The organism is Streptomyces sp. NPDC101191, assembly GCF_044767915.1.
GTDB lineage: Bacteria > Actinomycetota > Actinomycetes > Streptomycetales > Streptomycetaceae > Streptomyces.
On the sequence record NZ_JBIWOU010000002.1, the window covers coordinates 34,305 to 47,014 of the forward strand.

At 68.9% G+C, this 12,710-nt stretch carries 12 protein-coding genes and 2 pseudogenes; 4 read left to right on the forward strand and 10 right to left on the reverse strand.

The genetic code is table 11. The features are described from left to right. Positions 1–815: 815 nt before the first annotated feature. Positions 816–956, forward strand: a complete 141-nt coding sequence (locus ACIRQF_RS07130) for a hypothetical protein (RefSeq protein ID WP_404089635.1) — start codon at positions 816–818, stop codon at positions 954–956. A gap of 204 nt (positions 957–1,160) precedes the next feature. On the opposite strand, the gene ACIRQF_RS07135 is transcribed toward ACIRQF_RS07130, so the two are convergent. From ACIRQF_RS07135 to ACIRQF_RS07145, 3 genes and pseudogenes are all read right to left on the reverse strand, one after another. Continuing rightward, positions 1,161–1,286 carry a hypothetical protein gene (locus ACIRQF_RS07135; protein ID WP_404089637.1) on the reverse strand — a complete coding sequence of 42 codons (126 nt, stop codon included), beginning with the start codon at positions 1,284–1,286 and terminating at the stop codon, positions 1,161–1,163. A gap of 257 nt (positions 1,287–1,543) precedes the next feature. Beyond that, positions 1,544–2,622, reverse strand: a pseudogene (locus ACIRQF_RS07140) (PleD family two-component system response regulator). Next, positions 2,615–2,860 (reverse strand): hypothetical protein, encoded by a 246-nt coding sequence (locus ACIRQF_RS07145; protein WP_404089639.1) that lies wholly within the window; start codon positions 2,858–2,860, stop codon positions 2,615–2,617. Before ACIRQF_RS07145 ends, ACIRQF_RS07140 begins: the two are co-directional and overlap by 8 nt. Before the next feature lie 453 nt (positions 2,861–3,313). Here ACIRQF_RS07145 and ACIRQF_RS07150 point away from each other — a divergent pair, with 453 nt between their 5' ends. After that, positions 3,314–4,033, forward strand: coding sequence for a hypothetical protein (locus ACIRQF_RS07150; RefSeq protein ID WP_404089641.1), 720 nt, complete (start codon positions 3,314–3,316; stop codon positions 4,031–4,033). 421 nt (positions 4,034–4,454) lie between these two features. On the opposite strand, the gene ACIRQF_RS07155 is transcribed toward ACIRQF_RS07150, so the two are convergent. From ACIRQF_RS07155 to tpg, 7 genes and pseudogenes are all read right to left on the reverse strand, one after another. Beyond that, on the reverse strand, positions 4,455–5,714 hold the full coding sequence (locus ACIRQF_RS07155) for a PIN domain-containing protein (RefSeq protein WP_404089643.1): 1,260 nt from the start codon (positions 5,712–5,714) through the stop codon (positions 4,455–4,457). Positions 5,715–6,457: 743 nt separating this feature from the next. Continuing rightward, on the reverse strand, positions 6,458–6,901 hold the full coding sequence (locus ACIRQF_RS07160) for a hypothetical protein (protein ID WP_404089645.1): 444 nt from the start codon (positions 6,899–6,901) through the stop codon (positions 6,458–6,460). Positions 6,902–6,987: 86 nt separating this feature from the next. After that, positions 6,988–7,362, reverse strand: coding sequence for a hypothetical protein (locus ACIRQF_RS07165; protein ID WP_404089647.1), 375 nt, complete (start codon positions 7,360–7,362; stop codon positions 6,988–6,990). Between the two features lie 44 nt (positions 7,363–7,406). Further along, the gene (locus tag ACIRQF_RS07170) at positions 7,407–8,330 is read right to left on the reverse strand and encodes a CehA/McbA family metallohydrolase (RefSeq protein WP_404089649.1); all 924 of its coding nucleotides are present in this window, start codon (positions 8,328–8,330) and stop codon (positions 7,407–7,409) included. Between the two features lie 58 nt (positions 8,331–8,388). Then, positions 8,389–8,697, reverse strand: coding sequence for a hypothetical protein (locus ACIRQF_RS07175; protein WP_382484550.1), 309 nt, complete (start codon positions 8,695–8,697; stop codon positions 8,389–8,391). Between the two features lie 175 nt (positions 8,698–8,872). Further along, positions 8,873–9,345, reverse strand: a pseudogene (locus ACIRQF_RS07180) (IS5 family transposase); the annotation flags it as partial. Between the two features lie 242 nt (positions 9,346–9,587). Beyond that, entirely contained in the window at positions 9,588–10,142 is a 555-nt protein-coding gene (gene tpg, locus ACIRQF_RS07185; RefSeq protein ID WP_404089651.1) for a telomere-protecting terminal protein Tpg, read from the reverse strand. A gap of 313 nt (positions 10,143–10,455) precedes the next feature. Here tpg and ACIRQF_RS07190 point away from each other — a divergent pair, with 313 nt between their 5' ends. After that, the gene (locus tag ACIRQF_RS07190) at positions 10,456–10,908 is read left to right on the forward strand and encodes an excalibur calcium-binding domain-containing protein (RefSeq protein ID WP_404089654.1); all 453 of its coding nucleotides are present in this window, start codon (positions 10,456–10,458) and stop codon (positions 10,906–10,908) included. An 891-nt stretch (positions 10,909–11,799) separates the two neighbouring features. Further along, on the forward strand, positions 11,800–12,621 hold the full coding sequence (locus ACIRQF_RS07195; RefSeq protein WP_404089656.1) for a hypothetical protein: 822 nt from the start codon (positions 11,800–11,802) through the stop codon (positions 12,619–12,621). Positions 12,622–12,710 lie beyond the last annotated feature (89 nt).

Here is a 12,710-nt window from a genome sequence, read left to right on the forward strand (position 1 = left end):
TCGGGTAAGGGACGCTCCGGCTCCCGAGCGGAGTCGGCCGCACCGGCTGGTCCACTGGCCCCCGGTACGGCCCCTGGGGCCCCGCCCTGGTCTGCCGTCATAGCGCCTGCCTCCCCGTCACGCCCCATCCGACGTCGCCGTATCCCCATCCGACGTCGCGGTCCATCGCCCCCTGGTCGTACCGGTGCCGTCCGGGCTCCGTGGGGGCCGACCATACCCGCAGGTCCACACCCTGGGAATAGTCCCTTGGTCGAGGCCGAGGAATGTGGTCTGCTCCGCCGGCTGGCGACGCGACCCCGCAGCGGGTCGTTCCGGCTGGGCCGGTGAGGACACGGGAGAGCGCGTCGGCCGGGTATCGCCGGGCTCCCGCCGATCGCCGCGCGGTCGACCCGCCCGTCATGAGGACCCGGTCCTGGCCGCCGTCGTCGTGCGACAGGAGCAGATCCGCCGTGAGTTCGCCGCCACCACTTCCTCCGACGTTCGGAGGACCAGCAGAGCGAGGTACCGATGTCGCTCGATGACGTCCGTGCCCAGCAGCGTCGACACGCGAGAAGCGGGACGCCGGTCGGCACTGGCGTGTCGACGTGGGGGCCGCGGAGCACAGGAGCGAGTCGCTCGTGGACGTGCTCAGGGCGTGGAGTGGATCAGGGCGTGGAGTGGAGTCGCGCCACGATCTGGGCGGCCGACGCGGACACTGCCGTTCGCCTGCGCGATCTTCTGTCCGAGCACGGGTACGAGGCCGGTGCGGCGCAGGGCGGCCTGAACAGCCTGGCCGCATCCAAGGAGCTGAGCGCTTCCGTGAGGAGGAGATCCGGGTGCTCGTCGTGGCCGGCGGATACTTTTATGCTTCCAGCGGCGTCGTGTTCAACCACGACGATCCCGCATCGGCCGAGTCATTCGTCAAGCACGCACTGAGGGAACTCGGCGCCACGATCAACGACTTCCCTGAAGACTAGTAAGGGATTCGCTGCTCGGCCGGGACCGTGGCCCCGGCTGCGGACAGGCTCCGCCAACTGCCCGCAGCCCGGCAGAGTGCTTCACCGCCGGCGAGAAGCCGAACCGGACCCATTAGGGCTTGGCGGGGACGCTTGCCGGCCCGGCCGGCCCCAGCGAAGAAGCTGGCGCCGAAAGAGAAGCGGGGCCGTGGAGATGAGCAGCGACTACGCGACCTCGAGCGCGCCCGGGCGGCGGCGGAGGAGGCCGACGCCGAGGTCGCCCGGCGCGAGCGCGAGCTCGGCGAGGCGCAGCAGGCCGCCGCTACGAAGGCCGAGGAGGCGGCGGAGCACGGGCGCCGCCTGAAGCACGACCTGCAGACGGCCCGGCAGGCCCGGCACGACACGCAGGCGGCCGCGGCGAAGGCCGGCACGGCAGTGAGGACTGCGGAGAACACTGCACGCGAGGCGCGGCGGGCCGCCGAGCGGGCCGACAATGCTCTGCGACGCCTGGAACGGCAAGGCGATCGGTAGCCGGCGCTCTTGGGCCTGGTGACGGTGCCCAGGAGCGCGCGGCGCAGCAAGGGGTGGCGAGCCCGTGTTGCCGAGTTCTACTGGGTGCGTCGTTCCAGGTAGATGGAGGTGAACACGGCGACCTTGGCGCGCAGGGCCCAAGGGTCGAAGGGCTTGCTGATGTAGTCGACGGCACCGGCCGCGTACCCACGGGCGGAGTGTTCCGAGTCCACGCCCATGGCGGTCAGGAAGATGATCGGGACGTCGCGGTTGCGGGGGCGGCGCTTGATGTGGGCGCAGGTCTCGTAGCCGTCCATCTCCGGCATCTGCACGTCCATGATGATGACCGCGAAGTCGTCGTGGGCGAGCAGGGCCTTGAGCGCTTCCCGTCCGGAGGAAACGGTGACGAGCTCCTGGTCGAGCGTCGCCAGCACTGCGGTCATCGCGAGCAGGTTGTCGGGCTGGTCGTCGACGATGAGGATCTTGGGCATGCCTTGCGAAGCGGCAGGAAGCGCAGCCGCCGTGGCGGCGTGCTCGACGGCATCCAGCTGGCGTTCGAGAGATCGCAGCGGCCTTCCGCCGCAGCGCGCTGGGCCTGCGCCTCTTGGAGGGCCGCTCCGAGCCGCTCGACTTCCATCTGGAGCTCGTTGCGCTCAGCGATGAGGCCGAGGACGTCCGGGTGTGCCGCCGCGAGCTCGTCCGCCCGCTTCTGCTCCGCGATGCGGTCGGCCTCGAGTTGGTTGAGCCGGGTCTCGAGGTCGGCGATGCGCTGCGTCCGGTCCAGCAGCGCGTCGCCGAGGACGTCGCCGCGCACGCTGGAGCGCCGGGAGACGCGGTCGGCATCAGCGAGCTGTTGCTCCAGGATCTCCACCGCGTGCTTGGGGGAGGACGCGGCGTGCACAGCCGATCCGTACAGCCCCCGGACCAGCTCGATGGCCTCGGTGGTGACGGCGGTTCCCCGATGCTCGGCGACATCCGCGAAGAGGTCGGTGATCATCTGCCACGGCGGTAACCGGGTGCCGTTGAGATAGCGCGAGACCGTGCCCGGGTCGAGCAGGCGCCGCGCCGCGTACCGCCGGACGGACACGCCCAGCCCCTCGAAGAGCTCCCGCAGCGCTTGGGCGAGCGCGCGCGAGGCGTCGTTGAGGTCATCGCCCAACGGCCGGAGCTCAGCCATTGCTCTCCCCCTCGCCAGCGCTGGAACTGGCGGGTACGGGCGGCTGGACGGCGACCCGGTCGGAGTCGATGAGGCGGTTGAAAAAGGGAACGGCCACGCCCGCTACGGCGAGGCCCGCGAGCACGCTGCGCGGCGTCCCTTCTCCGGCCAGCGCCGCCAGTCCGCCCGCCACCGCGCCGGCGAGCAGGGCGAGCAGGAACACCAGCGTTGATCTCAGCGACAGCAAAGGGCGGTCCACCACGTACTCCCGTTCATTCAACCCGCCACAGGGCAGGGGAACTTGTCATCCATCCAGCGGATTGCGGGACGGGGGAATCCAGAATGAGGGACCCGCACGGTGTTGCAGACCGTGATCGGAGAACAGAAGCGTCAGAGCGTTCGACTGCAACGCCCCTGCATCTGACCGTGCAGCCGTTGTAACTGGTCAGGAGACCGGCGCCGCCGAACGTTGCCTTGCGTTGCGGTGCAACGGCCTGGGCTCGGCAACGCGCCCACCGCACTCAGCAGGCGCTGGTTCGAGGCGTAGAGTGCAACAGAGGCGAGTACGGCGTGAAGACCAGCGGACAGCAGGACGCCGGGCAGTGCCAGCAGTTTCCAGCCGTCCGGGACGCACTGAACTTGCGTCAGGTGCTAGACCGGCCACCACGCCCCATCGGAGCGGTACCCTCGGTGCCCTGCATCAGGGGGACTCATGAACGGCACGGACCTACTTCAGGTAGCCACAGCTGCTGCGGCTTTCGCAGCGACGGGCCTGGCCAGCACCGTCTACTACCGATGGGTCAATAAGAGGCTCGGGACGGAACGTGACGAAGAGAGTGACCGTCTCCGATCCGTCATCTTGGGGGAGGAGGAGGCTCGCACCTTCCATGTGGCCGGCGACCTGAACATCAGCAACGTCCCCGACACGGACCCTCAAGGCGATTCCCTCCGGGCCGGCGAGCAACGCGTGGACGATGACCGGTTCGCCGAACTGCTCATCGAGTACTACGCCTGGGGACTGACCCAGGCCCGTCGGAGCACCGCCCTCAGTCTCACCTGTTCAGGCATTGGCGTCTGCGTTCTCCTTATCGGGGTGGCGCTCGCCATCTGGAAGGCTGAGACGACAGGCGACCTGTATGTGTCGATCGTGGCCAGCATGGCCGGCCTCGTCTCCACGATCATCGGACAGCTGGCACACCGTCGCGCCGATTCCGCCATGGTGCACATGCAGCGGCAGACCAACGACCTCCGACAGGACATGAAGCGCGAGAGGGAGACGGAGACCGCGATCCGTCTCGCAGGCGAGGTGGAGGATCCTGAGCTCAAGGCCGAGCTCCAGGCGGCTCTGGTCCTCAAGCTCTCGGGCAGCACCCTGGTGGACGTGCGGGATTCCTCTCCCACGGTCAAGATCCCGTCGCCCTCCGTCGGCTAAGTCGACGCCCCGGTCTTCCGGGCGCCTTGGCGATGCCGATGGGCTGGCACATCGAGGTGTACCGGCCCATCGGCAAGGAGGAAGCGGCGTCCTCAGTCCGCTCCGCCGCGGCTACTGGTGTCGGGGCCGGCGGTAACGGTGGCAGCGGCGGTGGCGCGGGTGGAGGCGGCAGGGTAGGTGGCACCGTCCGTGCGGGCGGGCTTGCCCGCGGCGGCGCGGGAGAGCTTGGGGCGGGCCGCCAGCGGGCGGGGTGGGCCTCTTGTCCGAGCACCTAGCGTCGTCGACCGTCCTCAGCCCGGCAAGGGCACCGGCAGCCAGGCCGCCGCCAACCGGTAGGGGCGCACCATCGGCGGGGGGTGTGCCGGAACGGCTCGTCGGTAACGCATGCCCGGCTGGTGACGGGCACCGGCCGGGCGCCGCCTCACTCGTCGTCGAGCGTCTCGTCCCCCGGCTGCTCCTTGTCGGCCAGGCTGGCAGTGAGCGGGTAGTGCTTGACCTGCCGCAGCGAGTCGTAGACCGAGTAGTTCGACAGGTCGACGCCGGAGTCCTGCTGCAGCAGCGGGAGCGAGACCAGCAGGCCCATCAGGACCTCGACCCACGTCGCATTGCGGCCCTCCTCCTTGGCGAGCTCCATGACGCGCTGCATGTACTCCCCGCTCTTCATCAAGGGCGGCCAGTCGACGGCCGACGCGTCCTCGACGGGCACCGCCCGGTGTGCCTTGATGATCCGCGGCGTGTGCTCGTCCCCGGACCGCGTGGGAAAAAGGATGCGCGTCTCCCAGGTGCACGCTGCCTGCACCAGCGTCTTGCTGATGGCCAGGCCGACGAACTCCCAGCGCGCGGTGGCCACGACCCAGCTGTTCGGTCCGAGCTGGTAGGCCTCGATGTCCCGGATGTCGACGAGCCGCACGCGGACGTCGTCGGGGAACGCCCACGTCTGCGCTGAAACGGCCTCGCCCTGGCGGGTCCGCACGTCGAAGGGCGTGATGCTGCGCCAGGACTTGCGGGCCCGGTACTTTACGTACTCCGTGTGGAGCTCGAGGACGCCGCGCACGTCCGCGGCGTCGACCTGGAGCTTCGGGGCGATCGACTCGAGCAGCTCGGCCAGGTTGGTCAGGTGGACGAAGCGGTCGCCGAGCTGAGCGACGTCGCTGTCCATCGGCGGCGGGTAGGCGCCGCCGCCCTTAGTGAAGTCCTTGTGGTTGCTGCTGACGAAGTAGACCGTCTCGTCCGGGTTTTCCCGCGCGTACTCCACAGCCGTCAGCCAGATGACGACGTCCCGGGCGCCGACCTTCACCTTCTTGTCGCCGTCGCCCTTCGTACCGGCAGGCGGCAGGCTGTTCGCTTCCCGGTAGAGGCCCTCGAGGGCGGCGTCGCCGTTCGGCGGGAGCACCTGCAGGAAGTTGTACTTCTCGCGCCACATCTTCCGCACGCCCTCGGCGTCCGGCTCCTCGAGCTTCGGCTCCGTCCGGTGGCTCCTGTTCCTGAGCTGCCGCAGGGCACTCGCGGCCTTCTGGTGCGCCTCGATGTACTCCAAAGCCCTCTGGGCAGCGAGCTCCTCCATCGCCATATGGGGGACGGCGACGCGGTCCGTCCCCGTCGCCACAATGGCCCGGAGGATTTCGACGTCGCTGCCGTCGAGGCGCATCCCGCGTATGACGTTCGTGTCCAGAATGATCATGCCGTGCCCTAGCTCTCGTGATGTGTAGAGCAACGACTAGCACCTACGGAGCGCTGCTCGCAGTCGAGTTGACAGATCGGGAGATAGGGCGGGGCCCCGGGTGGACACCTTCCCCGGCGGCCCGCGCTGGCCCGGCCGCACTTCCGGGTCAGCGCGGGCCGCCGAAGGCGGCAGTGTGGCTCAGCCACCGAACGGCGACCACAGCAGACCGCACCCCATAAGGCGACGGCAGCAGGTCACCTCAGCCGGAGCTGGCCTGCCGAGGAAGCCGCCGCCTACCACCTACCGACCATGTCGGGGCGACCCGCCGCCGCGAAGGACAAGTCCGATGTCTCGAAGCCCGTACGCCGAGCTCGCCGCGCTACAGCAGCGGATAAGCGATCTGCCTCACCTGAAGCAGAACATGCTGATGGCACGCGATTCACGGCGGTCTGGAGCAGCCCGTGGAGAAGACCGCGGTCCAGCTGGCTGAGCTGACCGGTGTCGCCGCCCCGCATTTCTCCCGCGCCCGTAGGGAGCTGGAGAGGGATGGCTGGCTGGAGTACACCCACAGTGAGGGGCAGGTGAAGTTCTTCCGCCTCGGCGAGAAGGCCACCGGGCAGCAGGTCGTCGTTCCCCTTCGGCAGCGGGCCACCGGCAGACCGGCAGAACGACCACTCGACGATGAAGGGCCGGAGCGACAACGTTCCGGCCCTTCGTCTTGCTCGTGCGACATGGGACACGTGAACGGCGCCGGCGAGCGGTTACCTCTTGATGCGTCCGCGGATGGCGAGGACGGCGAGAGCAAGGAGGGCGGGTTCGAGGATGCGGGAGGTCATCTCGATGTAGGTGCCGGCGGTGGTGAGGTCCTGGCCGCTGGCGCGGAACACGACCGAGTTCAGGGTGACGTTCAGGGCCTTACCGAATCGCTTGCTGGTGAACCTGTCCTTCGTGGGGTTCTTCGGGTCCTGCTTGTCGATGGTGAACGTGACGGTGCCTCCGCCGGGCGGGATGGTCCCGGTGGCCTCCTGCTTCGGTGAGGCGGCGGGCAGGCCGAAGGCCATCAGGAACAGGATCGTGGTGCCCATGGCGGCGGCGAGCCAGGCCAGGGCACGGCCCGCGCGCAGGCCGTAGCCGGAGAGCAGCCAGTAGGCCCACAGCAGGCGGCGTTCGGCTTTCGGGGTGCCGGTGCGGTCGTGGCGGCGCATCTCGCACTCGCCGTAGTAGAAGTCGGCGGCCCCGGGTTCGTGCTTGCCGTCCTCGAACGCCTTGCGCAGCTGGCGGTACAGCGGGGCTATGTCGTCGGGATCAGGGGTCCGGGCCGGGTCGGGGTGATGCGGGCCGGTGCGCCACTGGCGGGGCCCGGGCGGGGTGCCGGCGGGGGTGGGGGGCTGTCCAGCGGTCTGTGCCCGCCAGTGCTGCTGCCGGCCCTTTTCATCATGGCCGTCAGGCGCCACAGCGGCAGCTTGGCAGCCAGCGCTGGTGTCGGTGCCACCGCCGGGATCCGGCGGGCGTCGGCGCGGGCCAGACCGCCCTGCTTGTCCTTGAAGGCCTCCAGGAACGCCGGGATCCGGACGTTCTTGGTGAGACTGAGGGCACCGAGCAGCCAGGTCACTTGGTCGTTCTTCATGCGCCCGTAGGCGAGCGCGCGCAGGGCAGGCCAAAGCATGACGGGGGTTCCCTTCGTCGGGTAGATGCGGGAGGGAGCGGGAGTCAACGCGTCTGGACAGCGGCGGTGGGCGAGAGATGGATGGGGTTGCTCCAGGCCCGTCCGCCCATCTCGTCCTCGACGGTGACCCGGCAGAATCGACCGCGGAACATCGCCAGCGGCAGGGTGCATTCCGTGAGGTCCTTGCCGTGTACCACCTGGGCTCCGGGAGCGCCGCCGGTGATGAGGATCTTGCGGGCAGGGGTGCAGCGGACGGTGATGTGCTCGCCGGACAGGCTGATGTCGAGCAGCTCGGGGCCGGTGGACGAGTAGTAGTGTCCGGCCTTGAGTGCGGCCAGGAGCTGGTCGGGGTCGAGGGATTCAGCGCGGACCTGGATCCAGGCGGCGCAGCCTGGCGGGTCTTGGGGCTGGAGGTGGGCGTCATCGGCCGCGTAGGCGTGCAGCCGGTGTCCGCGGTTGAGGAGGACGTCGGTCAGGTGCCAGCTGTCCCCGCGGTCCTCGCGGGCGGCGAGGGCGTTGTAGACCTCGACGGCGTGCGCGGCATCAAGGCTTTCGGCGTCCGCGATGCTCAGGAGAGAGGCAGATGGGTGGGCCATGCCCACGTAGGCGCCCGCGGCTCGGGCTCTGCGCGCCAGCTCGGGCCCGGTCTCTTCCGGCGCGGGCGGTGCGAAGTCGAGCGGGAGCCCGACCGCGACGATGTGCCAGGCCGGGCCGGCCTCTGTGCGGGGAGCGTGCAGCTCGGCGCCGAGCAGCGTGGTGAATCCGTCGGTGCGCAGCGGGGCGGTATCCGTCAGGGGGAAGCCGTACTCGGGCCGGAAGTGGTCGGTGATGGCCAGGAAGTCATACCCGGCATCCCGGTAGTACTGGGCCGTGTCCTCGGGGGATAACGCGCCGTCGGACTGGTCAGAATGCGTGTGTAGGTTCCCTCGCCAGAAGCGGCCTGGTTGGTCGAAGGGCAAGTGGTGCATGTGGTCTCCTGGTGATTGGTCGGGAGACGATGTCTTGTCGAGGCCGACTCCCGGCGCCTCACTGGCCGTCTGCGTGGGGCTTCTTCTTGTGGTTGCGCATGCTGCTCGGCGCGCCGATGTATCCGCAGCGGTCGCAGCGCTCCCAGCCAGCGTCTTCGACGGCCTTGTGGGTCACGGAGTGGCTGGGGCCGAAGCCCTTGGCATGCAGCATCTGCGCTACGGAGCCGCCGTACTCGACGGCTATGAGCGCGGCTTCCGCGACCTTGTCGTGGCCACGCGCGAAGAAGCTACCGATGGCGATGTCTGTCCCACAGCCGCAGAAGCATTTGCCCGTGGGAATGAGGCGGGGAAGACTCTTCTTGATCATGTCACCAAGGTAGTCGTTCTTGGTTTCTCTCCAAGATGGCTTTTCGGTCAAATGCGCTGGTTCATCAGCAGGTTGAGGCCATCATGCGATGCTCGAGTGTCGGCGGGGTCGGGTGCCTACGCCGCCGCTCGAACATCTGGTGAGGTCGTCCGCAGGACGCGCCAGGCCCCTGCCTCTGACTGAGGAGGGGCCGGTTTCCTCTGGTCAGCGAGACGGCGAGGGGTGTTCCGTGGCGGTCGGTGGTCAGATCGTGCTTGCTGCCTGGGCGGCCGCGGTCGACCGGCGAAGGTCCGGTGTGAGCCCCCCTTTGACGGCTCTGACGTGCGAGCCGCCGATCGCGGCGTCGTCTATGTCCAGCAGACCTGCCCTACGGAGTTCTGCGAGGAGGATGGCGTGCAGGCGGGGCCAGACGCCGGCCTCGGTCCAGTCCCGCAGCCGCCGCCAGCACGTCACCCCGCTGCAGCCGATCGTTTCGGTCGGCACGTCTGCCCAGGCCACGCCCGTGCACAGGACGTAAACGATCCCGCACAGAGCCGCACGGTCGTCCGCCGGCAGCCGGCCCGGATACCGCCGAGGCCGCGGCGGACGGGGTGGGAGCAGCGGGACGACACGATCCCACATGCCATCAGGCACAAGATCATCCGGCACCTGCAGAACTCTGCCGCCCACCAGCCCAACTGCCAAGACCTCGAGCCAAACTCATTCTGAAATGATCAGTTAGGCGAGGGCGGGAACGGCACGGGTCGGCTCTGAAACCGGCGGAGCATCCGGGCAGTCTGCCCTGGGCCTGCGCCGCGTCAAGGTTGAAGCCTTCAGGAAATCGAACGGAGTGGCTCCAATTTGAGCCACTCCGTCTTCGTGTGCCTGGCCCGGAGCCCGTGAGAGCACGGCTACAGCTCGAAGGCGATCTGCTCGATGTCGGTGAGCTCGACGAGGAGGTCGTGGGCGCGGTGGCCGCCGTCGCGGAAGTAGACCTCGCCGAGGGCGTCGGCGGTGGCCTGCTGCAGCTCGCGGTCGCTGGCGCCGGCGGCCCGGGCGTCGAGGAGGCGGGCGGCGTGGTGGGGCGGGAGAGCGAGGGTGAGGTGGCGCATGCGGGCGTCATCGGTCGTGCCCGGCGCGGCGGTGAATCCGAACCGGGCGCGGACGTCGACCATGAGGCCGGCCGTCGTGGCCGCCGTCTTGCGGGCCTTGGCGCGGATCTGGGGCTGCCACCGTCGGCGGACCTCGGCAGCCATCCTCTCGGCCAACTCGGTCCGCGGACGCTTGATCTGGTCCTTCACATACCGCTCGACGGTCCGCTGGGAGACACCGAGGAGGACCGCGACTGCCTTGGTGCTGCCCTTGTGCTGCTTGACGAGGTAGCGCACCTGCGCACCGGCAGACTTCGGGACCGGCCGGGTGAACGCGCCCGCGAGAGCAATGGTCAGAGCGGCGTCGATAGTCATGTCCGGCCCTTCAGTGGATGGTCGGTGACGGAGGGGCACACGGCGAGGGTGCTCATGCACGTGTGCACCAGGGAGCACCGCGCTCGACCCGGACAGAGCCCAGCCCGCGAGCCCGGAGCGCTATACAGCGATCCACGACCCGCTCAGGACCAGCACCCGGCAGATTGTCACAGGCAGGACGGCAGACCGTCAGGACGCGGAGAACAGGTGACGCGGGAGCGGACGGCTGCAGATACTCCATGCGCTCCATGATGCGGGGTGCCCGGACCGGTGATCCACTGGTGCTGAGCCTGAGCAGGAGAGGCGGTGCCAGATGACGACACGCGACGGTCCCGGCTGGTGGTCGCGACGCTCCCGATGGGGGAAGGCTGGCCTGGTCGTCAGCCTCGCGGTGGTCGCCATCCTCGCAGTCGGAGCCATTCTGTCTGCAGTGCAAGGGGGCCCTGACAGGGGGCCGGCAGAGCCTGTTCCGTCGGCACCAGCATCTGAGAGCACAGCGTCGTTCTCCCCCGCGCCTCCCTCGTCGATCCCGAAGGCGCCGATCCCGCCGCTGCCTGAGCCATCGGAGAGCAGCTCCGAACCGGAGCCCGAGACCACCGAGCCGGAGCCGTCTCCACCAGCCTCGTCAACTGAGGTCTACTACGAGAACTGCGACGCTGTGCGCGCCGCCCACGCGGCCCCGCTGCTCCGCGGGCAACCGGGCTACAGGGCCGCTCTCGACAGAGACGGCGACGGTATGGCCTGCGACCCCTACGTCGGCCCGTAGCGCGCCGCCGGGCCTGGTCTCAGGCCTGTTCACGCCTGGGATGAGCATCCTGGGCCTGACCAGCGTCTACAGGCTCGGGAAGGGCTACCGGGGGGGAAGGCGGTGACGTCGGCGGGTCACGACAGCGGCGCCGCTCCGGTGAGTCTACCTCCGCACCATTCGCGTCCCCTTGCAGTTCGTAGCACAGGGGGTGCCCGAGGTCTGCGTGGGATGCGATCTACGTGGTCTGGTGTTGCAGCCGTTTGCAGGCGATGAGGCCCGTTGTCCTGTCGCCTGATCCTCTGCCTCCGCGAGCACGCCAGGTGATCATGTGTCAGGCAGGCTCGGGTCCCGTTAGTCCGTGTTCGGCAGGCGGCCGGAGCGTGGAGCGGGGCCTTCTGAGGCGGTCCGTCGGCCAAATGCGTCGGACCGTGATCTGTGCCGGTGGCAGGAGCGTGGGCGCAGGGCGTTTTGGCGGATGTCGATGCTGGGGCTGTCGTTGAGGGACCAGGCCTTGCGTATGTGGGTGATGAGGGTGCGTGCGCTGTGGGGGAGATGCTCAGTTCGAGGCGGGCCTCGGGGAGTCGTTCGTTGGCTCCGTAGGGGCCCGGTGCGAGGGCGTTCTCACTGCGCCGGTCGAGTCCGGGGGCGGTGAAGATTCCAGCAGGGTGAGAGAGAAGTAGCTCCAGGCGGCGGTTTCGTCGATGAGCTGGCGGGTGGTTTCGGTGATGTCGCCGGGGTCGGCGTCGGTGGAACAAGGGGATGCTCTCGAGGAACTCGCTGGGGGTGAGGCGGGTGAAGTGCTGCCAGATGAAGATGCGGGAGGAGAGCATAGGTTCGCGCGCAGCACGGTGTCGCCGGAGAAGGCCCTTGCTCCTGTCGCAGGCAACCGGCCGCCTTACGATCTTGATCGTGCCGAACACATTCTCCATACCTGTACTGCGGGGACGCGACGCCACCGTCCTGCGCTCGGAGCAGGACGGGCTGCTCCTGGAACGCCCCGGCGAGAAGTTGATAATCCACGCCAGGGCGATCGCCCGTGTCCATGCCGAGGCGCGGAGCGTCACGGTCGAGCTGAGGGCGCTCGCCGGGACGGTACCGTCTGTCCACCGGATCGAGGATGTGAGCGCGGCCGCGGCTGTCACCTTCGCCGACGCCGTGAACGCATTGCTACCTCAACCAGTCGAGGACATCGACGGCGGCGCCCTCGTCGACCTCCGCGCGATGACCAAGACCTGGCTCGAAACGTACCGGCGCAGACTTGGTCGGGTCATGCTCGGATATCTGGGCGGGGTCCTCGCCTTGGCCCTGACCACTGCCGTCGTAGGCGACGAGCGCACCGGCGTTGCCGGCGCGGTGTTCATCGTGATGTTCGGTGTCTTGGCTGCCCTGCCCTTGTGGCTCGGCGCGGTGTCTGTCGTGCCGTGGTTCCACGAGGCTCGCCTGCGCAGGCACGGCGTAACCGTTGACGCGGTGCAGGCGGACGCCCCGGAGACGTACCAGTACACGGACGGCACCGGCACCACGCGCGTCTTCTCCCACCCGGGCACCGCCCCATCCGTCCAGGCCAGCTACAACCCGCGGGACCCATCGGACGTGGTCGTACTCCAGGACCCGTCCTCGCGCTTTTTCGAAATCACCCTGGGGCCCTGCTTCTTCCTCCTCGGGCTCGGCGGGATCGCGTTCGTGATCCATCTGGCCGTGAAAGCGATCCAAGGCGGAACACTCTCCTAGCCAGCTCGACACGCCCGACGGCTCCCCGATCTCGCCGACACTTCAGGCATCCACGACAGGCCGGACTGCTTTCCGGCCTTCCCCTCTGC

Excerpts from the sequence above, each read along its gene's own strand:
- ACIRQF_RS07155 (WP_404089643.1), bottom strand. The coding sequence starts at position 5,714 with ATGATCATTCTGGACACGAACGTCATACGCGGGATGCGCCTCGACGGC.
- ACIRQF_RS07170 (WP_404089649.1), bottom strand. The coding sequence starts at position 8,330 with ATGCACCACTTGCCCTTCGACCAACCAGGCCGCTTCTGGCGAGGGAAC.
- ACIRQF_RS07190 (WP_404089654.1), top strand. The coding sequence starts at position 10,456 with ATGACGACACGCGACGGTCCCGGCTGGTGGTCGCGACGCTCCCGATGG.
- ACIRQF_RS07150 (WP_404089641.1), top strand. The coding sequence starts at position 3,314 with ATGAACGGCACGGACCTACTTCAGGTAGCCACAGCTGCTGCGGCTTTC.
- ACIRQF_RS07175 (WP_382484550.1), bottom strand. The coding sequence starts at position 8,697 with ATGATCAAGAAGAGTCTTCCCCGCCTCATTCCCACGGGCAAATGCTTC.
- ACIRQF_RS07165 (WP_404089647.1), bottom strand. The coding sequence starts at position 7,362 with ATGCTTTGGCCTGCCCTGCGCGCGCTCGCCTACGGGCGCATGAAGAAC.
- ACIRQF_RS07160 (WP_404089645.1), bottom strand. The coding sequence starts at position 6,901 with ATGCGCCGCCACGACCGCACCGGCACCCCGAAAGCCGAACGCCGCCTG.
- tpg (WP_404089651.1), bottom strand. The coding sequence starts at position 10,142 with ATGACTATCGACGCCGCTCTGACCATTGCTCTCGCGGGCGCGTTCACC.